25 protein-coding genes and 2 pseudogenes are annotated in these 22,915 nt (G+C 37.4%); 6 read left to right on the forward strand and 21 right to left on the reverse strand.

Annotated elements, in window-relative coordinates; translation table 11 throughout:
- Nucleotides 1-55: 55 nt before the first annotated feature.
- The 7 genes and pseudogenes from IGL07_RS07445 to ptb form a co-directional block, all read right to left on the reverse strand.
- Nucleotides 56-988 (reverse strand): annotated as a pseudogene (locus IGL07_RS07445) (dihydrolipoamide acetyltransferase family protein); the annotation flags it as partial.
- Between the two features lie 195 nt (nucleotides 989-1,183).
- A pseudogene (locus tag IGL07_RS07450) lies at nucleotides 1,184-1,354 on the reverse strand (biotin/lipoyl-containing protein); the annotation flags it as partial.
- Nucleotides 1,355-1,377: 23 nt separating this feature from the next.
- A complete protein-coding gene (locus IGL07_RS07455) occupies nucleotides 1,378-2,364 on the reverse strand; it encodes an alpha-ketoacid dehydrogenase subunit beta (RefSeq protein WP_002357475.1) in 987 nt (328 codons plus the stop codon).
- A 21-nt stretch (nucleotides 2,365-2,385) separates the two neighbouring features.
- Nucleotides 2,386-3,378, reverse strand: a complete 993-nt coding sequence (locus IGL07_RS07460; RefSeq protein WP_002369347.1) for a thiamine pyrophosphate-dependent dehydrogenase E1 component subunit alpha — start codon at nucleotides 3,376-3,378, stop codon at nucleotides 2,386-2,388.
- Between the two features lie 10 nt (nucleotides 3,379-3,388).
- Nucleotides 3,389-4,798, reverse strand: a complete 1,410-nt coding sequence (gene lpdA / locus IGL07_RS07465) for a dihydrolipoyl dehydrogenase (protein ID WP_010817322.1) — start codon at nucleotides 4,796-4,798, stop codon at nucleotides 3,389-3,391.
- 5 nt (nucleotides 4,799-4,803) lie between these two features.
- Nucleotides 4,804-5,886, reverse strand: a complete 1,083-nt coding sequence (buk, locus tag IGL07_RS07470) for a butyrate kinase (protein ID WP_010817323.1) — start codon at nucleotides 5,884-5,886, stop codon at nucleotides 4,804-4,806.
- Nucleotides 5,887-5,904: 18 nt separating this feature from the next.
- Complete coding sequence (ptb, locus tag IGL07_RS07475; protein ID WP_002405354.1) at nucleotides 5,905-6,726, reverse strand: branched-chain phosphotransacylase; 822 nt, start codon at nucleotides 6,724-6,726, stop codon at nucleotides 5,905-5,907.
- Between the two features lie 282 nt (nucleotides 6,727-7,008).
- Between ptb and IGL07_RS07480 the strand changes: the two genes are divergently transcribed.
- Entirely contained in the window at nucleotides 7,009-8,043 is a 1,035-nt protein-coding gene (locus IGL07_RS07480; RefSeq protein ID WP_010817324.1) for a YdcF family protein, read from the forward strand.
- 59 nt (nucleotides 8,044-8,102) lie between these two features.
- Here IGL07_RS07480 and IGL07_RS07485 read toward each other — a convergent pair whose 3' ends face one another.
- Together IGL07_RS07485 and IGL07_RS07490 are read right to left on the reverse strand one after the other, a co-directional pair.
- Nucleotides 8,103-8,825: a TraX family protein gene (locus tag IGL07_RS07485; protein ID WP_002377314.1), complete on the reverse strand. Its 723-nt coding sequence runs from the start codon at nucleotides 8,823-8,825 to the stop codon at nucleotides 8,103-8,105.
- A 104-nt stretch (nucleotides 8,826-8,929) separates the two neighbouring features.
- Nucleotides 8,930-9,682, reverse strand: coding sequence for a DUF7006 family protein (locus IGL07_RS07490; protein WP_411161455.1), 753 nt, complete (start codon nucleotides 9,680-9,682; stop codon nucleotides 8,930-8,932).
- 196 nt (nucleotides 9,683-9,878) lie between these two features.
- Here IGL07_RS07490 and IGL07_RS07495 point away from each other — a divergent pair, with 196 nt between their 5' ends.
- The 4 genes from IGL07_RS07495 to IGL07_RS07510 all read left to right on the forward strand — a co-directional run bounded on the left by IGL07_RS07495 (nucleotide 9,879) and on the right by IGL07_RS07510 (nucleotide 12,819).
- Complete coding sequence (locus tag IGL07_RS07495; RefSeq protein ID WP_010817325.1) at nucleotides 9,879-10,673, forward strand: SDR family NAD(P)-dependent oxidoreductase; 795 nt, start codon at nucleotides 9,879-9,881, stop codon at nucleotides 10,671-10,673.
- 129 nt (nucleotides 10,674-10,802) lie between these two features.
- A complete protein-coding gene (locus tag IGL07_RS07500) occupies nucleotides 10,803-11,231 on the forward strand; it encodes a MarR family winged helix-turn-helix transcriptional regulator (RefSeq protein ID WP_010817326.1) in 429 nt (142 codons plus the stop codon).
- Between the two features lie 10 nt (nucleotides 11,232-11,241).
- Nucleotides 11,242-12,204 carry a ring-cleaving dioxygenase gene (locus tag IGL07_RS07505; RefSeq protein ID WP_033591911.1) on the forward strand — a complete coding sequence of 321 codons (963 nt, stop codon included), beginning with the start codon at nucleotides 11,242-11,244 and terminating at the stop codon, nucleotides 12,202-12,204.
- A gap of 12 nt (nucleotides 12,205-12,216) precedes the next feature.
- The gene (locus IGL07_RS07510) at nucleotides 12,217-12,819 is read left to right on the forward strand and encodes an alpha/beta hydrolase (RefSeq protein WP_010817327.1); all 603 of its coding nucleotides are present in this window, start codon (nucleotides 12,217-12,219) and stop codon (nucleotides 12,817-12,819) included.
- Between the two features lie 79 nt (nucleotides 12,820-12,898).
- Here IGL07_RS07510 and IGL07_RS07515 read toward each other — a convergent pair whose 3' ends face one another.
- The 12 genes from IGL07_RS07515 to IGL07_RS07570 all read right to left on the reverse strand — a co-directional run bounded on the left by IGL07_RS07515 (nucleotide 12,899) and on the right by IGL07_RS07570 (nucleotide 21,996).
- Entirely contained in the window at nucleotides 12,899-13,867 is a 969-nt protein-coding gene (locus IGL07_RS07515) for an NADP-dependent oxidoreductase (protein ID WP_016615155.1), read from the reverse strand.
- Between the two features lie 113 nt (nucleotides 13,868-13,980).
- The gene (locus IGL07_RS07520) at nucleotides 13,981-14,712 is read right to left on the reverse strand and encodes a hypothetical protein (RefSeq protein WP_002377311.1); all 732 of its coding nucleotides are present in this window, start codon (nucleotides 14,710-14,712) and stop codon (nucleotides 13,981-13,983) included.
- Between the two features lies 1 nt (nucleotide 14,713).
- The gene (locus IGL07_RS07525; protein WP_002361884.1) at nucleotides 14,714-15,568 is read right to left on the reverse strand and encodes an ATP-binding cassette domain-containing protein; all 855 of its coding nucleotides are present in this window, start codon (nucleotides 15,566-15,568) and stop codon (nucleotides 14,714-14,716) included.
- The gene (locus IGL07_RS07530) at nucleotides 15,565-15,933 is read right to left on the reverse strand and encodes a GntR family transcriptional regulator (RefSeq protein WP_002365712.1); all 369 of its coding nucleotides are present in this window, start codon (nucleotides 15,931-15,933) and stop codon (nucleotides 15,565-15,567) included. Before IGL07_RS07530 ends, IGL07_RS07525 begins: the two co-directional genes overlap by 4 nt.
- Before the next feature lie 148 nt (nucleotides 15,934-16,081).
- Nucleotides 16,082-16,531, reverse strand: coding sequence for a hypothetical protein (locus IGL07_RS07535; protein WP_002371090.1), 450 nt, complete (start codon nucleotides 16,529-16,531; stop codon nucleotides 16,082-16,084).
- Between the two features lie 114 nt (nucleotides 16,532-16,645).
- On the reverse strand, nucleotides 16,646-17,200 hold the full coding sequence (gene lepB, locus IGL07_RS07540) for a signal peptidase I (protein WP_002382369.1): 555 nt from the start codon (nucleotides 17,198-17,200) through the stop codon (nucleotides 16,646-16,648).
- An 18-nt stretch (nucleotides 17,201-17,218) separates the two neighbouring features.
- Nucleotides 17,219-18,661 (reverse strand): S41 family peptidase, encoded by a 1,443-nt coding sequence (locus IGL07_RS07545; protein ID WP_025187289.1) that lies wholly within the window; start codon nucleotides 18,659-18,661, stop codon nucleotides 17,219-17,221.
- An 87-nt stretch (nucleotides 18,662-18,748) separates the two neighbouring features.
- Nucleotides 18,749-18,967: a YozE family protein gene (locus IGL07_RS07550; protein ID WP_002364020.1), complete on the reverse strand. Its 219-nt coding sequence runs from the start codon at nucleotides 18,965-18,967 to the stop codon at nucleotides 18,749-18,751.
- 5 nt (nucleotides 18,968-18,972) lie between these two features.
- The gene (gene msrA, locus IGL07_RS07555; RefSeq protein ID WP_002377304.1) at nucleotides 18,973-19,488 is read right to left on the reverse strand and encodes a peptide-methionine (S)-S-oxide reductase MsrA; all 516 of its coding nucleotides are present in this window, start codon (nucleotides 19,486-19,488) and stop codon (nucleotides 18,973-18,975) included.
- A gap of 16 nt (nucleotides 19,489-19,504) precedes the next feature.
- Nucleotides 19,505-20,158, reverse strand: a complete 654-nt coding sequence (locus tag IGL07_RS07560) for a YpmS family protein (protein WP_002377303.1) — start codon at nucleotides 20,156-20,158, stop codon at nucleotides 19,505-19,507.
- Nucleotides 20,151-21,050 (reverse strand): SGNH/GDSL hydrolase family protein, encoded by a 900-nt coding sequence (locus tag IGL07_RS07565; protein ID WP_010817329.1) that lies wholly within the window; start codon nucleotides 21,048-21,050, stop codon nucleotides 20,151-20,153. The genes IGL07_RS07560 and IGL07_RS07565 overlap by 8 nt, the downstream gene beginning before the upstream one ends.
- Nucleotides 21,051-21,153: 103 nt before the next feature.
- Nucleotides 21,154-21,996, reverse strand: a complete 843-nt coding sequence (locus tag IGL07_RS07570) for a DegV family protein (RefSeq protein ID WP_002357444.1) — start codon at nucleotides 21,994-21,996, stop codon at nucleotides 21,154-21,156.
- 131 nt (nucleotides 21,997-22,127) lie between these two features.
- Between IGL07_RS07570 and trhA the strand changes: the two genes are divergently transcribed.
- Nucleotides 22,128-22,781, forward strand: a complete 654-nt coding sequence (gene trhA / locus IGL07_RS07575) for a PAQR family membrane homeostasis protein TrhA (protein ID WP_002357443.1) — start codon at nucleotides 22,128-22,130, stop codon at nucleotides 22,779-22,781.
- Nucleotides 22,782-22,915: the final 134 nt, after the last annotated feature.

A 22,915-nucleotide genomic window follows, 5' to 3' on the forward strand; every position in this document is an offset into this window, starting at 1 on the left:
AGAGCGCTTATTTCTTTGAGGCGCTTTTTATTCAACTTAAGCAAGAAACGATTTTTTAATAAACATCCGTATCCGCATTATATTTCGCTAAATTATCTTTAACATCTCGCAAGAACTTACCTGCTTGTTGTCCATCTAAAATTCGATGATCAATAGAAAGACATAAGTTAACCATATCTGCCACTTTAAAGCCTCCATCTGCGGTTGGCACAAGGCGTTTATTAATTGACTCTACTTGTAATATCGCAGCTTGTGGATGGTTAATAATTCCCATCGATTGGACGGAACCTAGTGTCCCAGTATTATTAAGGGTAAAGGTCCCTCCTTGCATTTCCTTGCTTGCCAGCGTTCCTTGTCGGACTTCTTGTGCCAAGCGATTGATTTCTTTAGCTAGCCCTGCAATCGAATAGTTATCCGCTTGTTGAATCACTGGCACGTAAAGATGCTCGTCTGTCGTTACAGCTATGGATAAATTAACATCTTTATGATAAATAATTGAGCCATCATCCCAAGATGTATTGATTTTTGGATTTTTCTTTAACGCTTGAATGACTGCTTTGGCAAAAAATGGGAAGAAGCTTAGAGATAGGCCCTCTTGTTGTTTAAATTCATCTTTTAATGAATTTCTAAGTTGGACTAAGTTGGTCACATCCGCTTCCACCATTAACCAAGCGTGAGGGATTTCGTTGACGCTTTGGACCATTTTTTTAGCAATTGCTTTACGTACAGGATCTGCAGAGACAATTTTATCTGTGGTTGTTTCAGTTGGACTAGCTATTGCGGCGCTTTCATTTTGCGAAGCAACTGGCTCCTCTGAAATTGAAGGGCTAGTTCCTGGACTCACTGCTTGCTCAGGTGTTCTTTCCTGTGTTGGTGTAAAGTTTGTAACATCTTTTCTAGTAATTCGACCATCACGACCTGTCCCTGTAACTTGTGTTAAATCAATCTTTTTTTCTTGGGCAATTTTAAGGACTGCTGGGGAATAACGACCATTATTTTTTTGATGGGGCGTCGCAGTACTTGTTGTTGCAACCGTTTCATGTTCTTGCGCTTGTTCCACACTTGCTTCTTTCACTGGTGCTAAAGTAGCTACTTCTGTTTCTTCGGTTGTTTCTTCTGTCTCTAACGTCATCACCGCTGTTCCGATAGGCACATCTGTATCTAGAGAAATCAGAAATTCTTTTACTACACCATCAAAATCTGATGGGACTTCCGTGGTGACTTTATCAGAAACGACTTCCATTAAGGGATCATAGCGTTTCACTGAATCTCCTGGTTTAACTAACCATTGGACAATGGCTGCCTCTGTGACACTTTCGCCTAGATGAGGCATTTTGATTTCTTTTGTGGCCATTTATTTTTTCCTCCTTGCTTCAATTAAAATTCTGCTAATTCTTTCATTGCTGCTAATACTTGCTCTTCATTGATTAAAAATTCTCTTTCTAAAGGTAATGCATAAGGCATGCTTGGACAATCAGGTCCTGCAAGTCTTTGGATCGGTGCATCTAAATCAAAGAGAGCATCTTCTGAAATCATTGCCGCAATTTCACTCATCACGCTGCCTTCTTTATTGTCTTCTGTTACGAGTAAGACCTTCCCTGTTTTCTTAGCTGCAGCCACTAATGTTTCGCGATCTAAAGGATATAACGAGCGAACATCGACGATTTCGGCATCAATTCCTTCAGCGGCTAGTTTTTCCGCCGCAGCTAAAGCTAATTGCAAGGTCATGCCGTAACTAATCACGGTTAAATCACTACCCGTTCTAACGACATTGGCTTTGTCAATTGGTACGATATAATCATCTGCAGGCACTTCATCTTTTAGTAAACGATATAAACGCTTATGTTCGTAAAAAATGACTGGATCATCGGAACGAATCGCTGCTTTAATCATCCCTTTTGCATCATAAGGATTAGAGGGGGTCACAACTCTTAATCCTGGTTGTCCACAAAAAACTTTTTCTGTAGACTGAGAATGATACAGCCCACCACGAACACCGCCGCCATAAGGGGTCCGATAAACGATTGGCGCAGTCCAATCACCTTTTGTTCTATAGCGCATTGTCCGAGCCTCTGATAACAATTGATTGGTTGCAGGCAAAATGTAATCCGCAAATTGAAATTCACCAATTGCGCGATAGCCCATTAAACCTAAGCCGACAGCTAAACCACCAATTAAGCCTTCTGTTAACGGTGTATTAAAACAACGCTCGTCACCGTATTTAGCAGCCAAGCCCTTTGTTACACCGAACACGCCGCCTTTGTCGCCGCCGACATCTTCCCCAAAAATAACTACTTTTTCATCACGAGCCATTTCTTCAGAAATTCCTAAGTTAATTGCTTCTAAATAAGTCATCTCAGCCATTATATTTCTTCTCCTCTTCTCTTATTTTGCATACACTTCTTCTAAAATTGATGTCGGTACAGGATCTGGCATTGCTTCTGCTTCATCCGTTGCTTGATTGATTTCTGCACGAATTTCTTCATCAATTTTGGCAATGTCTTCGTCTGTTAAATAGCCCTCTTCTAATAATTGTTTTTCAAAAAGCTTCACTGCATCGTTCTTTTTCATCTCTTCAATTTCTTCTTTTGAACGATAAACAGATTGATCATCGTCAGCGGAATGAGAAGTCAAGCGAGAAACCATTAATTCAATCAATTTTGGTCCTTTTTTCCCGCGAGCCGCTTTTACTGCTTCTTTAAATGCTAGATAGACTTCAGTAAAATCACTACCATCAACGGTTACACCTTCAAAGCCATAAGCTTTCGCGCGATCGGCCATTCGTTTATTGGCATATTGTTCTTCAATTGGGACAGAAATCGCATATTCATTATTTTCAACAACAAAAATGACTGGTAATTTTTTTACGCCTGCAAAGTTCATAGCTTCTTGGACTTCTCCTTGATTGGCAGAGCCTTCCCCAGTGGTGGTTAGTGCAACAAAATCAGCCTTTTGAAGTTGCGCTGCATAACCAACACCTGTCGCTAATGGCATTTGTGTACTTACTGTTGAAGAGAAGGAAACAATATTATGCTCTTTTGAACCATAATGATTCGGCATTTGACGACCATGGGAAGAAGGATCCGCTTCTTTTCCAAAAGAACCCATTAAAATATCTTTGGAGGTCATGCCCCAAACCAAGCACGCGGTCATATCACGATAATACGGTAAAAAATAATCTTTTTGAGGATCAAAAGCCATCGCCATCGCTACTTGTGCAACTTCTGCCCCTTGACCAGAAATATTGAAAGAGGTCTTACCAATTCTTGTTAATTGCCACAACCGTTCGTCTAAACGACGTCCTCTTAGTACTTCACGATATGCCTGAATCAATTCTTCTTTTGATAAACCTGATTTTTTAAGCGCTTTCATTTTCATCAACCTTTCTCTATTTGTGAATCGCTAAGCCATAAGTATCTAAGGCAGCTTCTTGCAATACTTCTGTCATTGTTGGATGCGCATGGATTGCTTCACCAATTTCAATGGGCGCGGCATCTAAATACATGGCAGTACTTGCTTCGGCAATTAAATCCGTGACATGTGGCCCAATCATAGAAACCCCTAATAAATCATCGGTCTTCTTGTCACGAATTACTTCTATAAAGCCATCTGTTTCTCCATAAACAAGTGATTTACCATTACCATTAAAATTAAAGGTACCAATCACTACTTCTTTATCTGCTGGTAAAGTTTCTCTAGTATAGCCGACACTTGCTATTTCAGGATTTGTATAAACACCTCGAGGCACGTTTGTATAATTTAAAGGTTCAACTGTCTCGCCTAAAAGATGCTGAACAGCTAACTCTCCTTCTTTCATAGCCACATGTGCTAGTTGGAGTGTATCGATACAATCACCAATCGCATAAATATGTCCTTCTGTGGTTTGATAAAATTCATTTACTTCAATGCCTTTGTCAGTATATTTCACTGAGGTATTCTGTAACCCTAACTTATTGATATTGGGTTGACGCCCAATTGCTACCATGACTTTGTCAACAGCGAGGCTTTCTTGTCCTGCAACTTCTACTTGAACCTTCTGCCCGTTAACTTTCGCTTCTTGGACTTTGCTACCTAATAAAATGTTAATTCCTCGTTGCTCTAAACGTTTCTTTAATTCTTTAGAAATTGTTGTACTCTCATTTATAAGTAAACGATCCAAAAATTCAATGATAGTTACGTTGACACCTAAACTATTTAATAAAGAAGCCCACTCGACACCAATAACGCCACCTCCAATAATTGCAATTGATTCTGGTAGCTCTTCTAATTCAAGCATCCCATCAGAAGATAAGATAAATTCTTCATCCAGTGGCAAATTAGGTAACGTTTTAGGACTAGAGCCTGTCGCAATAATGACATTTTTAGGAACGATAATTTCTTCTTCCCGTGTTGGATCATTAAACGTAACTGCCACTGCGCCAGAGACTGGTGAAAAAATAGAGGGACCTAAAATTGCACCTTCGCCTGCTAAAATTTTGATTTTATTTTTCTTGCATAAGCCTTCAACACCTTTGTGTAACTGCTCAATAATTCCTTCTTTCCGTTGTTGTATTTTAGAAAAATCAATGGACGCTGCCTCTGTTTCAATCCCAAAAGAAGCCGCTTGTTTTAAGGTATCAAAAACCTCTGCGCTTCTTAATAAAGCTTTTGTAGGGATACAGCCTTTGTGCAAACAAGTGCCACCTAATTTGTATTTTTCAACAATTGTGACGTTTAGCCCTTTTTGTGCGGCTCGAATTGCTGCTACATAGCCTCCTGTTCCGCCACCTAAAATCAGTAAATCTGTTTGTTCCGCCATTTTGATCACTCCTGCTCAATTTTTGCTTCATTATAATTTAAAGCTTGTTCTTCCCCTGTTAATACTCGATTGACGCCTTCATATAAAGCAGCCATCTCCATTTCACCTGGGTAAACCTTAATTGGTGCAATCCAAGTGACTTTTTGACTAATTTCTTGAACAACGGTTTGCGAATAGGCTGCGCCCCCTGTTAAAATAATTGCATCAATTGTGCCTTCAAGAACTACGGCCATCTCGCCAATACTTTTTGCGATTTGGTAACACATTCCTTTTAAATAGTAATTTGCTGTTTGATCACCTGCAGCTATTTGTGCTTGGATATGCCGTAAATCTGTTTCACCTAGGTATGATTTAAGTCCGCTATTTCCCGCAATTAGCTTTTTCACTTGGCTAATCGTCAACTCCTGTTCAAGTATCCATTGCGCAAATTCAACGAGCGGTAAGGCACCACTGCGTTCAGGCGTATAAGGACCTTCACCATCAAGCCCATTTACCACATCCACCATGCGGCCTTTTTGATGCGCCCCCAAGCTAATGCCCCCACCTAAATGAACAACGATAAAATTGCTTTGCTCATATGTTTTCCCTAAATCCTCAGCGATTTTTCGAGCGACCGCTTTTTGATTTAAGGCGTGACCAACGCTACGCCGGTGAATGCCTTTTAATCCGGAAATCCTGGCTAATGGCTGTAGCTCATCTACAACAACAGGATCGACAATAAAGGCTGGCACGTGATATTTTTCTGCAAACTCATTAGCTAAAATCGCCCCTAAATTTGAAGCATGGGTATTAAAGCGTTCTGTCCGCAAGTCTTCTAGCATTTGTTGATCGACAAGATACGTACCGCCAGGAATAGGCTTAAGCAAACCACCACGCCCTACGACAGCGGCTAATTGTGTGATGTTATGTGTTTCTAAAAATTCCGCGATCATTTGTTTTCGAAATGATGTTTGACTGACAACATTTTCAAAAGGTGCCAATTCTTGGACGCTATGTCTAAGCGTTTCTTCCGCCAAGCAATCATGATTAGCAAAAAGCGCTAACTTAGTGGAGGTCGAGCCAGGATTAATAACCAATACTGTTTCCATTGTTTTCTGCTCCTTTTTTTAAACTTGTCTCATGGCAAATCTTAATGAATGGAATTTGCTTTCTGTTGAATCGCTTCTAGATGTTAAAACGACTGGGACTTTTGTGCCAACAATCGTTCCTCCCACCTTGGCGTGCCCAAACAAGGTTAATGATTTGTATAAACAATTGCCAACATCAATAGTTGGGACCACTAAAATATCTGCATCCCCCATGATAGGACCGCTGTAACGTTTATGCGCAACCGCTTCTTCAGAGGTCGCTAAATCAAGCGAAAGTGGGCCAAAAACCGTAGCCTCTTGTTGATCATTAAAATGTGCCGTGACTTCTTTTGCTAAAACAGACGAAGGCATTTTAGGATTAAAATTTTCCGCTGCGCTTAACAAAGCAATTTTCGGGTGGTGCAGTCCCAATTTTTGGGCGACTTCTTTAGCATTTGCAACAATTTCAATGAGTGTCGCTTGAGTGGGGGCGATATTCATCGCACAATCGGTTAACAAGAAGGTTTTTCCCGCAGGCAGCTCCACCATTGCTACATGGGAAAGAATCGGTTTATTTTTTAATTGATGCTCGCTTTTCAACATTTCTTTCAGTAATGTGTGGGTCTGAATAATTCCTTTCAATAAAATTTGTGCTTGACCGGTTGCAACTAGACTGACAGCTTCCTGCGCTACCGCGGCCTCATCTGAGCAATGAACATATTTCCAGAGATTTTCAGTATCAAGATTTTCATTTGTATCAAATACAATAAACTGCAACGGTTGCTCGGCTTCTTTTAGCGCTTTTTTAACTAGCTGTAAAATCTCTGGTTGTGAACCTCCTGCAATTGAAACAGTGATCATTTTCTCACCTCATTTTTTCTTCTTTACACTTTAAATCTACCTCAGTATGTAAGCGCATACAAATTGTTAATTTTTATGCCCTTATTAATATTTTTTATAGAGAAGGAAAAGCTTAGTAAATCAAGCTTTTCCTTCTCTAAACAATCGTTATCTAATTTACTTTTCATGAAAAAACTTCTTTTCTAAGAATGAAAGGAAAACTTATGCTTCGGCACAGCTGTTTATTTATGTCAGATTCTAAACCATGTTATACTTTAGATACTTATTTTTAGGAGGAATTAAATGGCACTACTACTATTCTTTTTGTTTATCGCCCTACTAGGATTTGGTATATTAAAAATTAATAACCGCAGTATCCTCGGCGGTATTACTCTGGCTTCTGGCACCTTATTGTCATTAGTCACCTTACTATTTATCGGACTAGACAAAATTTATTTACATTTTAAGAATGGCGACCTCATTACCTTAGCCATTGCTTATCTATTAATTCCCGCTGTGTTTATCGGTATTTGCCTTTACTTTATTTTTAACTCACGTACGATGCAAACGAAAGAAGGCAAAAGTGTCACGGCTAAATTGTCGGCGGGCTTAGGGTTGAACTTATTAATTGCTTTACCAGCCTTTCTTTATTTATTATCGATTGGCACAATGCAAGTACCCTATGTCCTTTTTCTGTTCTTACTTTTTCTATTGTTAATGGATCTTTTACTGACCTTTCTATTTGCTGCTTACGTCTTGTATTCATGGATGTACCAAATGATTCCTTTAAAAAAAGCGGTTGATTATATCATTGTTTTAGGCTCGGGAATTCGTAGCGAGGAAGTACCTCCACTTTTGAAGAGTCGGTTAGATAAAGGGATTGAATATTATGAAAAAAATCCCACCGCTAAATTTGTAGTCAGCGGGGGTCAAGGTCCTGACGAACCTGTGGCCGAAGCTTTCGCAATGAAAAAATATTTGCTTTTACAAAATATTCCTGCAGAAGCAATTTTGATGGAGGACCAATCCACAACCACTTATGAAAATATGTTGTTTTCTAAAGCAATAATTCAGGCAGATTGGCAAAAGATGCCGTCTGATTCTAAACAACCCTCTGTTATTTTTTCAACAAATAACTATCATGTCTTACGAGGAGCTATGTATGCCCATCGTGTCGGCTTAAAAGCTGAAGGTGTCGGGGCGCCAACTGCCTTATATTTTTTACCAACTGCTCTAATCCGAGAATACATTGCCTTACTGGTTCATGATAAGCGAATTGTGCTTTTTGTTTTTCTACTTGTCACTCTTCTTTTAGGAATCAGTATCTTACCCATCTAAAAAAATAGCGACTCACATTTTTGTGAGCCGCTGTTTTTATTCTTTTAATATAAAAAGGTTTAATGAACGTAATTGGCTATCAATGCAATCAGCCATAAATGAAGCGGATAGAATCCGTAAAATAAATATTTGAAAAATGGTGCTTTGCTCCCTCTCTCACCATTGTAAAGCGATATAAATGGTAACACAGTGATAAACATAAAATCAGAATTATAAGCTAACATTTCAATTGTCGTTGGCCAATCTCCCAACCATTGAAAACTTGTAACTAAGAAAAAGAGCGCTAATGCACCATATAAACAGTTCCGTAAGACAAGTCTCTTTCTGGCTAGATACGTAATCAACATAAAAGGTAACATCACAATGCCACCTTCAGCAAACATTGTTCCTATTCCTAAAATTGCTAATATACTAATCAATAAAACAATTTTTAAACTGATTTTTGGCATCTCTAGCATCGCTTTTGTCACAATTAACATACTGACACCAAGGGCTAAGGTGAAGAAAATATTGTTGTGAACAGCAACAGCTGGATTATTCACTAAATGATTTAGAAGCATATTTCCAACAAACATGATTGCTGCCCAAATATACAAACGACCATTGTAGCGATAAACATTCCGTGTATAGTTGAAACCTTCTACAGCCATGTAACCAAAAAACACACCGACACAACGAGTAATTACATGAAAAATCAGTGCCCATTCTGGCGGAACAAAATAACTAATATGGTCAAGAACCATTAACCCCATCATCAATAACTTTAAGCGATTTGCGTTCATGAATCGTCTCCTTTATTTTTTCTACAGAAACTATCATATCTTTTTATATAACAGAAAACAACGAACATTCTTGTTAGATTCAACCATTCTTTTTGTCACTTTCGTTAAACTTGGTACCGCAAAGATAAATCTTCAAATAAATAATGTTGGTATTTAAATTGTTCAAAATGAATTTTTCGAATTTCTTGCTTAATGGCTATTAAGCATTCATCGACCGTCATCAATGATTCTTCTTTTAGAAGCGCCTCTTCTATTAATAATTTACATTGGCAATCAATCAATAAAAGTTGACTATAAAATGTGTAAAATGTTTCTTTATTTAATTTTTCAATCAAATTTTTAGCTTGATTCTGCAGCTTTTGATAACATTTGGTCAATTTTTGGTAATCCATTAAATCAACTAACTGACCTTGTTTTAACATGTTACTAAAGTCTAAATCCCAAAGCATTTCTTTAGTCGGCTGTTGCAATAAATAATACATGGAATGACTACTAATAATTTCAGTGGTCGGTTCTTCAATTGTTTCATAAAAAGTCACAAAATATTCTCGCTCAATCACAGTAATAATTTCTTCTTCTGAAAGCTCACAATCTTCTAAATTTTGATAGAATATCAATAATTTAATCCGCTCATCTATTTTATTCAGCGAAGCGACTAATTCAGGAAAAAGAACCGACTGACAATTTTCTACTAATTCTCTTGCATTATTTTGTTCATTTTTATAAAAGTTGTATAACTTTTTCCGCTGTTTTAACGAGTTTAGTAAGTTATCGGGTATATTCCAGTAATATTGTTTCTTCATAGCATTCCCACTCTTCTTTTTTATGTACAATTTTACAAAATTGGTCTTAGCCAATTTCGTCTCTAGTTATTCTATCAAAAAAGTGATGCTTTTTTACTGACAATAATTACTCGTTTTACGCCCAAAAAGTGAAAATCTAGCTGTTAAGTAATTATTGGGGCTTGTTTCCCGCAGGCCGAAAAAACTTTTTCCTTTTAAAAGTCCAGAAAAAGACCTACACTAGAGATAGACAAACGTTGGAGGGATTTAAATGGATTTACACTTAACGAATAAATTAGCATTAATTACTGGTTCAACCAAAGGAATTGGCAAAGCAATTGCGATTGAAATGGCTCGTGAAGGGACCGATGTCATTATCAATGGGCGCAATGAAGCCGAAGTAATCAAAGTTGTTGAAGAAATACAAGCAATGTTTCCAGACACTCATCCTCAAGCAGGGACTGCCGATATTTCCATTGAAAGTCAACGAGCTACTTTACTTGAAAAATTCCCTAAAGTCGACATTTTAGTGAACAATATGGGGATTTTTGAGCCAATGGAATACTGGGACATCGATGATGCCACTTGGGAAAAATTTTTTACTGTGAATGTGTTGTCAGGCAATGCATTAGCAAAAGCTTATCTACCTAAAATGCTTGCACAAGATTTTGGTCGCATTATTTTCATTGCTAGCGAAGAAGCGGTGATGCCTTCTGGCGAAATGCCCCAATATAGCATGACAAAAACGATGAATCTTTCCTTAGCTAAAAGTTTATCCAACTTAACTGTCGGCACACATGTCACCGTTAACACGGTTATGCCTGGCTCAACCCTTACCGAAGGTGTAGAAAAAATGTTGGAAGATATGTACGCTGATTCAGACATTCCCAAAGAGGATTGGGAAAAAGATTTCATGAAAAATCGTCGTTCTCGTTCACAAATCCAACGGCTCATTCGACCAGAAGAAATTGGTCGTTTTGTTACCTTTGTGGCCAGCCCAGATTCTTCTTCCTTCTCAGGAGAAGCCTTAAGAATCGATGGCGGCTTAGTTCCAACAATATTCTAAAATAAACAAAAAAGACAGCCAGCAAAAATTCACATTTTTTGCTGGCTGTCTTTTTAAGCATATTAATTGATTACTTACCAAAAGTAAGTTATATTTATCTCGAATTCGAAATAAAAAAGAGGTGAAACAATGAGCCAACAGCAAGAAGCTTTAAAAGCCTATATCGGTTTATTAAGAACCAGCCATCGACTAGAGCAACTTGCCAAGCAAGATGTCGCTTGTTATGACTTAAACATTACAGAATTTTCAGTATTAGAGCTGTTACTCCATAAAGGTCCTCAGACCATCCAAAAAATTAAGGAGAAAATTTTAATCGCTAGCAGTAGCACCACTTATGTTATTGACCAATTACATAAAAAAGGCTATGTAACGCGCACCCCCAGTGAAAAAGACCGACGCATTACTTACGTCGAATTAACAGAATCTGGAAAAACATTAATTGAAGAAATTTTCCCGACGCATGCAAAGCGAATTGCAGAAGCATTTGAACAACTCTCTTCTGAAGAATTAACACTTCTTCAAAAAACTTTACGAAAAATAACAAATGAAACGAAATGAGGAAATAATGATGAAAAAAGAAGATCAATTATTAGGAATCCACCACGTTACAGCTATGACAAGTGATGCAGAAAAAAACTATCACTTCTTTACAGACGTTTTAGGGATGCGTTTAGTCAAAAAAACAGTAAATCAAGATGATATCTATACTTACCATACCTATTTTGCTGATGATTTGGGTACACCAGGTACAACCATGACCTTTTTCGATTTTCCCAATAACCCTAAAGGATTAAAAGGAACCAATACAATTTCAAGAACAGGGTTCCGGGTTCCTTCAGATGCAGCTTTGACTTATTATGAAAATCGCTTTAATGAATTTGCGGTCAAACACACAGGTATTTCTGAAGAATTTGGCAAAAAAGTCCTTCGCTTCTGGGATTTTGATGATCAAGCGTATCAATTAATCTCTGATGAATTAAATCAGGGCGTTGCAGCGGGCACCCCTTGGAAAAAAGGACCTGTTCCAACAGAATTTGCGATTTATGGCTTAGGACCTGTCGAAATAGCTATTTCCTATTTTCATGAATTCAAAGAAGTCTTTGAAGAAATTCTAGGCTTTCACCTAGTGGCACAAGAAGGCAATCGCTATTTACTAGAAGTTGGCCAAGGTGGCAATGGTGCCCAAGTCGTTTTGGTAGACGATGATACTAGCTCACAAGCGCAACAAGGATATGGTGAAGTACATCACGTTGCATTCCGCCTAGCGGATCGTAAATCACTTGGGACTTGGCAAGCGCTCTTTGATCATTTAGGCTTACAAAACTCTGGCTATGTCGATCGTTATTATTTTGAATCATTGTATGTTCGCATTGGGCATATTTTAGTCGAATTAGCCACCGATGAACCAGGGTTTATGGGGGATGAACCTTACGAAACATTAGGAGAAAAGTTATCTCTTGCACCATTTTTAGAAAACCGTCGTGAGTATATTGAGAGTGTTATCAAGCCTTTCAATACAAAACGAGCCTAAGGAGGAAAAAACATGCATTCAATTTTTAAAAAAGGACATCCTGAAGCACCTGTCTTTGTGCTACTTCACGGTACAGGTGGTGATGAAACATCTCTCCTACCAATTGCCCAAGAACTAAATAAACAAGCTACTGTGCTAAGTATTCGTGGTGATGTTTCAGAAAATGGAATGAATCGTTATTTTAAGCGCCTAGCGGAAGGTCATTATGACTTAGAAGATCTAGAAAAACGCGGCGAGGCGCTTCATAAGTTTATTCAACAAGCCGCTAACGAGCATCAATTTTCATTGGATAAAATTATTTTTATTGGCTATTCAAATGGGGCCAATATCGCTATTCAATTATTGCTTACTCATCCCGATAGTTACCATCAAGCTGTCCTCTATCATCCCATGTTTCCTGTTGAATTGACCAATCAACCAGACTTGACCGCCACTTCTGTTTTATTATCTCTAGGAGAGCATGACCCGATTGTCCCACTTCCTGAAAGTATGCGTGTGATTCAATTATTTCAGAATCATGGAGCAACCGTACAAGAGGTTTGGACACAAAGTCATCAATTAACTTATCAAGAAATTAAGGAAACACAAACTTGGTTGGCACATCTGTCCTCTTAACAAAAAAGTGGGTCCTAAGTCGAAATGGCTTAGGACCCACTTTTTCTATTTTAAGATAATTCACTGTCTGAGCTTCTTTTTATTCTGCCATTTGAACAACTATTTTACCAACTGCATGGTGCGTTTCACTGAGTGCATGTGCATCATAAATCCCTTGTCTAGAAAAAGGGAAAACTTCACCAATAATTGATTTCACTTTTCCAGCTGCCATCAAATCAGCAATTTTTTGTAATTGTTCTCCATTTGGTTGAAGCCAAATACTTTCAGCAGAAATATTTTTTTCGGCTGCCAATTGTTTATCTTCAATGCCCACAATTGAAACAAGACGACCTGTGTTTGGTTTTAAGACGGCAAAACTATTTTTTTGAACCTCACCACCCATTGTATCAAAGACCAAATCAACATCAGCTAATACCTCTGCAAAATTCGTTGTATGATAATCAATCACTTCATCTGCACCAATTTTTTTCAGTAAGGCATGATTTTTGGCGCTAGCGGTCGTGATGACATGTGCGCCCGCTTCTTTTGCTAGTTGAATCGCATAAGTACCGACCCCACCTGCACCAGCATGAATTAAAACAGTTTCTCCTTCTTTAAGGTGACCATGATCAAACAATGCTTGCCAAGCGGTTAAACCAGCCAACGGAACGGCGGCAGCTTCTTCAAAGCTAATTGTTTCAGGGATTTTTGCTAATAAATGATCATCCACAATCGTTACTTCTGCATAGGTACCAAAACGAGTAGTTTCAGGACGAGCAAAAACTTTATCGCCAACTTGCCAATCCGTTACTTGACTCCCCACCTCTGTAATCACACCAGCGACATCCCAACCAAGAATAATCGGAAAGGACCAATCAAACATCTGTTTTAAATATCCTTCACGCAATTTCCAATCAATCGGATTAATTGATGTCGCGTATTCCTTTACCAACACTTGATGTTCCGATAATTTCGGCAGTGTTACTTCTGCTTCTTCAAGTACCTCTTTACTTCCGTACTGATTAATCACAACAGCTTTCATAAACCAACTTCCTCTCATTTGTTTCATTTTTCACACTTCCAGTATACGCCTATTGTCTTCTTTTTATATAAGAATATGCTTTAGTTAAATTGAGAGAAAGTGTATTTATTATTAATCTCAATCTGTTTTAATTTAATTAGTTATGCATTTACGCGTTTAATTTCACGATGTTTATTCAATAAATAGGTCAAACCAAGATTAATGCCCACAAAGCAACTGATTGTCAGAAGAAGTGGCAGGACAGTAAAACCAGTGGATTGATAACCCACCATTGTTTGCAAGACGTGGAGCATTCTCAGGCGCATTGGTGCCCCCCCTAATTGTGCAATCGTGCCCAGTAAAATAGGAATCATTAATAACAGCAATAAAACAATGAGTTTTTTTACGCCATCTATCCGATCATTAAAGACACCTGCTAACAAGCCAAGTGAGCCGCTAAGCATTAGTAAGATAAAAAAGAGCAACCACGACATGAAAAAGTTTCCTTGCGCATAGACATCAATTAATTTCATTGATAATTGAAAATGAGAAATGAAATTGCCGCTAAATACTTTAATCAGTACAAGTACAGCCAAGGATCCAACCAAAGATAAAATAGCATTACTTACAAAATTTACCAAAAAAATTGTCCAGCGGGAAAGCCCGTTTTGAATAAACAGTTTAAAATCTGTGTTCACCCCTAAAAATGATAGTATCCCCATAAAAACCAGACAAGGAATTACTGCATCAGAGCTGACAGTATTCACGTCGTTAGAAAAGAGCAAGCCAATAAGAGGAAAAAGAATGCCGAACAAAGCATAAAAGCCAAAATAAATTGCTAAGGAACGGACTTGATAAATAACACGATACCGCAAAGCTGTTTTAAATTTCATTTTACTTTTCCTTCTTTCTATTGGTTAATTGCACAAAATATGTTTGTAAATTTAGCGGCGCAATTTGAACCTCTGCTTTTTCAGTCGGCAAGTCGCCGTACACGTAAGCCGTAACTGCCCCACCTAAAGTGTCCATGCCTAAGATTTCCAATGACTGAGTATAGCGCTCTACTTGTTCTTTCGGCCCAGAAACAATGCGACCGTTTTTCAAAATTGTTTCAATAGATTCTGCGCGAATCAATTTTCCTTGATCAATGATGATAATATCTTCTAATAAATTCGCAATTTCTTCAATCAAATGTGTAGAAATCACAAACGTACGGGGACGTTCTTGGTATGTCTCAATTAAATAAGTATAAAATAATTCCCGATGATTGGCGTCTAAACCTAAGACTGGCTCATCTAAAAAAATATACTCACAGGGGACGGATAGCGCCACTATTAGTTTAGCAATACTCCGATAACCAGTTGATAATTTTTTGAATGTCTTTTTACCGTCTAAATCAAAATCGCTTAACATTTGTTCGGCTAAAGACCAGTCAAAGGATCCATAAAAACCTTCAGTCGTTTTAAAAATATCTTTAATTTTTAACTGAGGAGGAAACAAATTATCTTCACTCATTAAGTAAATATGAGTCAAAGCAGCCTCATTATCGGTCACTGTTTCTCCCGCCAATTGAACGGAACCTGAAGTGGCAAAACTTCGATTATTTATGATATTTAATAACGTACTTTTACCAGCCCCGTTTCTGCCTAAGAGCCCATAAATCGTTTCTTTTTCAAAAGTAATTGAAATATTATCTAGTGCTTTTTTTTGATGATATTTTTTACTTACTGATTCCACCCGCAAACTCATGCTTCATACCCTCTTTCAATTAGTTGTTTTAATTGTTCAGCTGTAATCCCTAATTTTTTAGCTTCTGCGACAACTTCTAAGACTTCTTTATTTAAAAATTCTTCTTTCCGTGCACTTCTTACTCTCTCTTGAGCGCCTGGTAAAACAAACATGCCAATCCCCCGTTTCTTTTCAATCAACTGTCGTTCTACTAATAAATTCATTCCTTTTAAAACGGTGGCTGGATTGATTTGATAACTTTTTGATATTTCTGTGGTTGAGGGAATTTGTTCGCCTTCTAAGTAAGCGCCATTAAAAATTCCTTCGGCAATCTGATCGGCTACTTGCTGAAATAAAGGCTTTTCCCCCGAAAAATTAAATTCCATTTTTACACCTCGCTTAAACGGTTAACTACTTATGTAAGTAACTATATATCCTAGAAATTCTTTTGTCAATAAAAAAACCATTGTTTCCAAAGAAATTTTTCTTTGAAAACAATGGCGATACTTTTGAGTTTATTGAATGGTTTCGTTCTTATAGGGTTCCATTGTATAACAATTCATCGGTTGTTTCGTTGACAATTTTTAAGCGATTTTGTTTTTTGATCAAAATACTTTTATAGGTTGTTCCTGTAGCCTTTTCTTCCATCACAAGAATGCGTTTATACTCATTATCAGTGACTTGCTTAATCGTTGTTTGATTTAAGGATGGGATTTTTTCTTTTAGCGTTTTTTCTTCCGCCAGACCTTTTAAGATTTCTGATTCTGTAGTGGAACTTGTGGATTTACTAGAATCGCTTGATACACCTTCGTTATTAGACGCACTTTCAGATGACTTGCGACTTGATTCGGTTACTTTAGGCTGTGATGATTCACTGGTATTAGTTGAATTCATTTGAGTTTGGGTTTGATTCCCACATGCACCAATTAGCAACCCAACGCCTAAGATAGAACTTGCTAAAATTGTTTTTCTAATCATTTGCATGACCTCCTACATCTATCATTACTTTAACCTTAACATTTTTCAGCTAAGAGAACAATTTTTCAGATTAGAAAAGACCACTAGTCGTTATTTAAATAAACGAACTAGTGGTCTTACTTATTTAGGAATGATCTTCATATGAGTGAGTGGGTAATAAACAAATTGTGCTTTCCCTAAGATTTGATCTGCATGTATTGCACCAAAAGAACGGCTGTCTTTGGACATACGGCGATTATCACCAAGCACAAAATAGCTATCTTTAGGTAATTTTTCTTGCATTAACAATTCTTTTGAATCAAAATTCGTAGTGTAAGGCATCGTTTCATGATCTTTTTTTCTGTTTTTAGTTAAATACGGTTCAGCGATTGGCTGATTATTGACATATAATTGATCGTTTTCGTAACGCACAGCTTCTCCTGGTAAACCAATCACACGTTTAATCAGAATCGATCCTGTATCTGTTTTAAAGACCACCACATCAAACCGTTTAATGGCGGAGAATTTTTCCATCACAATCATATCTCCTTGATTCAAGGTTTTTTGCATGGAATGGCCATCCACCCGAACAGGAATCAGGAAAAATCCTCTTAAAATAAAAACGGCTACGATTGCTGGTACTAAGATTTTCAGAAAGTACATTAAATACCCAACATAATCACGTTTCTTCTTCAACTTCGTGCCACCTTTTTTCTAGTTTTTTTGAATTTCTTTGACTGCTGTATCGTAGGCAGCGTCATTTTCAAGAATTAATTTACCTAAAGTGGCTTCAATTTTTGTGGCTGTTTCATTGTCGATTTCTCCAGTTACAGGCAAGCCATTTTTCTGTTGAAGATCGCTAACCGCTGCTTTTGTTTCTGCGGTGTAGTTTGCATTGTTTTCATCAACAGGATACGCTAATACAGCTAAAATAGCATTTAAGTTCTGAATATCTTCAGATTGATCTCCTTCTTTTAGCGTTTTATCGCGAGGAATCAATTTTAAATAGGCATACTCTGGGTAATCAGCTTTGATGGTTGGTTCAATTCCTTTTTCGTTGATCCATTCGCCTTTTGGTGTTAACCATTTTAAAACAGTCAATTTTATTTCGGTTTGGTCATTTAAATCCTTCACCGTTTGGACCGTTCCTTTGCCAAATGTTTTCGTTCCAATTAGTGGGACATTCGCAGATTCATGCAGTGCTGCAGCAAAAATTTCGGATGCACTGGCACTATTGCCATCAATGATAACTGCAACAGGTTCTTTTACTTTAAAGCCGTCGTCTAATTCTTTGGAAGCAACTTCTTTCATCGTACGTCCTTTTTTGTCTTCAAATTGAACAATTGTTTCGCCATTTTTTAAAAACATACTGGCCATTCGCTCTGCTTGATCTAGCAGTCCACCAGGATTTTGGCGTACATCAATTACAAAGGATTTAGCTCCTTTGGCACGTAAATTCGTGATTGTTTCTTTCAATTCTTGATATGTTTTTTTACCAAAGGACGTAATTTTAATCGAGCCAATTTGTGCATCTTCTTTGTCTAACTCACCTGTCACTGTTTTAACGGGAATTTTCCCACGTTTGATTGAGATATTTTTAGTTTCTCCTTCTCTTTGGATAGTCAATTCAACGGAAGTTCCTTTTTTACCTCGGACTTTTGAGACGACTTCTGCTAGTTTCATCCCTTTTGTAGCTGTACCATCAACTTTTTCAATAATATCGCCTTCTTTGATTCCCGCTTTTTCAGCTGGGGAATCTGCTACAGGGGCCTCTGCTACAACTGGTTCGCCATCTTTCATTGTCATAGTGGCACCAATTCCTTCAAAATCGCCAGATAAGCTTTCGTTTAAATCATTGGCAGCAGATTCATTTAGATAAGTTGAGTATGGGTCTCCAATAGCTTCAGACATGCCTTTTAAGGCGCCTTCAACTAATTCATTTTTATCTACTTCACCTACATAATTGGTACTAATTTCATTATATAAATCCTGCACTTTGCTTAAATCAGCATTGGTAATTGCCCCTTCTTGACTCATCTTTTTAACACGATGATCAAAATAAATATAACTACTTCCTCCAGCTAAAAATGCGACACAGAGGAGCGAAATAATATATTGATAAAAAGGAACAGTTCGTTTGTTCTTCATAGATTTCATCTCATTTCTAACAAATTCGTCACTACTTTTGTTTACTATAACATGAATGAAAAAAGAGGAAAAGCTTTGTTTGCTTTTCCTCTGGATTTATTTATTGTTTTCAAGGTACTTTTCCCATAACTCATCAAAGATGTCCATGTTGCTTAAATAGTCAGCATTCATTTCTAAATAAGAAGAAAGTTCATGATAATCCTCGGTTTGTTTTGGAAACTGAATATCTTTGGCCGCTTCATTGGCAAAATCAGTTTCAGAATCTTTAGCCGGACCTTTTAATGTCATTAAGTAATGGTAAAAGCTTCGTCTCATGTAAATTAGTCACTCCATTTTTCTTCGATAAATTCACTTCTACGTTGATGGGACAATCCATAACGCAAAGCGTCTTTTTTATAAAAGTCTTGATGGTATTCTTCAGCAGGATAAAATGGTGCTGCTGGTTCGATGGTAGTAACAATTGGTTCTGTAAAACGACCGCTATTAGCTAGACGTTCTTTACTTTTCTCAGCAATTTCTTTTTGTTCTTGGGAACGATAAAAAATAACTGGCCGATAATTATCGCCGCGGTCTTGAAACTGACCGAAAGCATCAGTAGGATCCGTTTGTTGCCAATAAATCTCCACTAATTGTTCGTAAGAAATAATCGCTGGATCAAAAGTGATTTCTACTGCTTCCGTATGGCCTGTTGTGTGTGTTAGAACCTGTTCATATGTTGGATTAGGCACGTGCCCACCTGTATAACCCGAAACAACTGAGATAATCCCTGGTTGTGTATCAAAAGGCTGCACCATACACCAGAAACAGCCGCCTGCAAAAATTGCTTTTTCTTCCATCTCTAACACTCCTTTTTTATTTCTCTTTTGGCAAGTATATATTCATCCGAATGTCATCGTCAACTAAATTAATCTTTTCTGCTCGAACAAATAGACCATTTTGCATTCTAAACTGATCTAAACGTAATAAAACAGTTTGATCATCTGGATTGATTTCAACCCATTTAGGTAGTTTGTAAGAACGTTTAGCAAATTTCAATACTTCTTTAATTGGCAAGCCTAGCGTTCCTATAGATAAACTTTTTGCTTTTAATTGTACATTGCCATTCGCCATCACGTAAGGATCAAAATATAAGTAAAAAGGAATGTCATGCCCTAACACCTGAAATGTTCCATTTAATAAAGCATCATTTTCTAAATAAAATTTATATTTGATCTCCGAACCTTTTTGAAAGTCGGCTAAATAAAAGTCAATCAGTTTGTTCACTTGTTGTTTTTTTGACTGAATTGTGACGACTGGCTCGCCTTCTTTTTCAACAATTGCTGGTATTTTCTTTAAATCTGGTTCGCGAACTTGTGTTGCTCGAAATGTCACGAAAGCTACACTACCAATGACTAAACCCACTAGAACAAGAAAAGCGATTTTCCAGGGATTTCGTTTAGGATTGGTTGGTTGTGTCTTTTTAATTGATTTACTTGTTTTTGGCTTTTCTTCATTCATTTTATTCACTACCTTCTGATTTGGTTATCCATTCTTTCTCTGTCTTGACCATTTCATCCCGGACAGCTCCGGCCATAATTTGGTAGCCAAGATTATTCGGATGGAAGCGATCTTCTTCATATAACAAATTGTTTAAATCCTCTTTGCTAGCACTACTTCCTGTAGATTCTGAGTCGCCACCAGTTACGCCAACTTCATCGCCACGACCTTTATAGAGTAAATCATTGATAGGAATGAAATAGGCTCGTTTTTGCTCTTGAACCATTTCTTCGGTTGCTTGATTCCAGTTATCAACGATTTCTTGCATTTCTGTAATTTCGGAAAAGTTTAAGTAGAAGGGATTGTAAATTCCTAAGACATAAATAGGGGCCTTCTCGTTGTACTCTCGGATTTCTTCAAGTAGTCGTCTTACGCGGCGTTGATAGGCTTTTTGCGGACGATTGAACGAGCTGACTTTCAAGTCGAAAATATTACTACTAATTACTTTCATTAAGTCATTTCCACCAACCGTTAGCGTAATCACGTCCGCAGAGGCAAGGCCCTTTTGAATTTCAGGTTTCTCTTTGATTCGTTTTAAAATTTGGTCACTACGATCCCCATTTTTCCCAAAATTGTCTGTTTGAACACCGTTCAAGTTGTAGTGTTCTTTTAAATCATCTGCCACAATAGGAACAAAACCTCCACTATTCGTCAAATCGCCAATTCCTTCAGTTAAAGAATCACCGATTGCTGTATAATGAATAACTTCTTTTTGATTTTTTTGAGCAGTTGTGGCCACTTTCTCTTGCTTTAATAGTGGCTTTGCTTTGGGGATGGCCACACTTAACAATGTAAAAACACCTAACGCAATGAGGATAGGTGTTAAGATGGTCAGCAAAATATGCTGTGTTTGTTTTTTCATCTTTGTCACTTCCTTTTAAATAAACTTACAAGAAATTTTCCTTTTCTTGTTAGAAAGAGGTTGCGTCTACTCATTTAAGAGTGAGACCCAACCTCGTTATTTCTTAGTCTGTATAGTACATAATAGCAAAGGCATTTTTTCCTGTATGTGTTGCAATGACTGGATTCGTATGTAATACGGGAATATCCATGTCTTTAAAGATTGCTTGTAATCCTTCTTTGAATCCATTTGCTAGTTCTAGCCCATCCGCATGAGAAATGCCAATTTGTCGAACATTTGGAATCTTACTTAATTCTGATTTCAATTCGTCAAACCATTTATTAAACGTTTTAACGCCGCGGCCTTTTGCTACAGGAATCAATTCCGTATTTTCAAAGTCCATGACAACTTTCATATTAAAAATGTTTGATAATAATCCTGTTGTACGGCTGATTCGTCCACCTTTAACCAAATTATCCAATGTTGAAATGCCAATGTATAATTTAGTATTTTGTTTGACGCGTTCAATTTCAGCTAAAATTTCTGGAACACCCGCTCCCGCTTGTGCCAATTTTGCTGCTTGAATGACTTGGAAAGACAAACCTTGGTCTGTAAAATCGCTATCAATCACCGTTACTTTACTTGATGATAAGTTGCTAGCTTGACGGGCCGCTTCAACCGTTCCACTTAAGCCTTTTGTCATGTGAATCGAAATTACTTCACTGCCATCTTCACCTAAGCGATCATATAATTCTACAAATTCACCAATTGGTGGTTGACTGGTTTTGGGTAAGGCCTTCGCATTAGCCATCATGTCCATAAATTTTTCGCCTGGCAAATGATCATCATCTGGATAAACAACGCCATCAACCATAATTGATAAAGGCATCATATGGATATTTAATTCATCTCTAAGACTTTTTTCCATCGTACATGAAGAATCCGTTACGATTTTAACGTTTGTCATAAATTTATCACTCTTTCTTTAAAAGGAACCTGTTTTCATGGTAGAATACCATTAAACGGTTAATTATCTAGTTATAGTATAACAGACACTGCCGAATTTTTCATCAAATTAAAATAAAGGAAGTGAATTTATTGGAAAAAACGCATTTCTCAAAAAAATACCTAATCGTGAACGAAGTCTTAAATGCAGTTACACATGGCATAGGCGCAGGTTTAAGTATTGCTGGCTTAGTCATTTTACTTGTTAAAGGAGCTCGTTTAGGTTCACCAATTCACGTGGTATCTTATGCTATTTATGGCTCCATGTTGATTCTACTTTTTTTATCTTCAACGTTATTTCATAGTTTAATTTTTACAAGAGCCAAAAAGGTCTTTCAGGTCTTCGATCATAGTTCTATTTTCTTATTGATTGCTGGCAGCTATACGCCTTTTTGCTTAATTAGTATTGGCGGTTGGTTAGGTTGGACCTTATTTAGTTTAGTCTGGTTAATCGCCATCGTCGGTATTGTCTATAAATCCCTCACGTTGCATAAACAAGAAACAGTGAAAAACATTTCAACGATTATTTATATTGTTTTAGGTTGGCTCTGTATCATCGCTGCTCGTCCGTTATATGAATCTCTTGGATTTACAGGAACAGCGTTATTGGTCGCAGGAGGCGTGTCTTACACATTAGGTGCAGCCTTCTATTCATTGAAAAATGTGCGGTTTATGCATGTAGTTTGGCATTTGTTCGTCATGCTTGCAGCGATCCTCATGTATTTTTCTGTTCTCTTTTATACGTAACCACAGCACAATAAGAACACGATGCTTTGAGCATCGTGTTCTTTTATTGCCCTAAATCTCTTTATTATAAAGGATTATTCTTCTTTTCGAATTATTTTAACATAAATTAGTAGAAAAGACTTTACAAAACGAAC

The organism is Enterococcus sp. DIV1368f, from assembly GCF_051712245.1.
Lineage (GTDB): Bacteria > Bacillota > Bacilli > Lactobacillales > Enterococcaceae > Enterococcus > Enterococcus faecalis.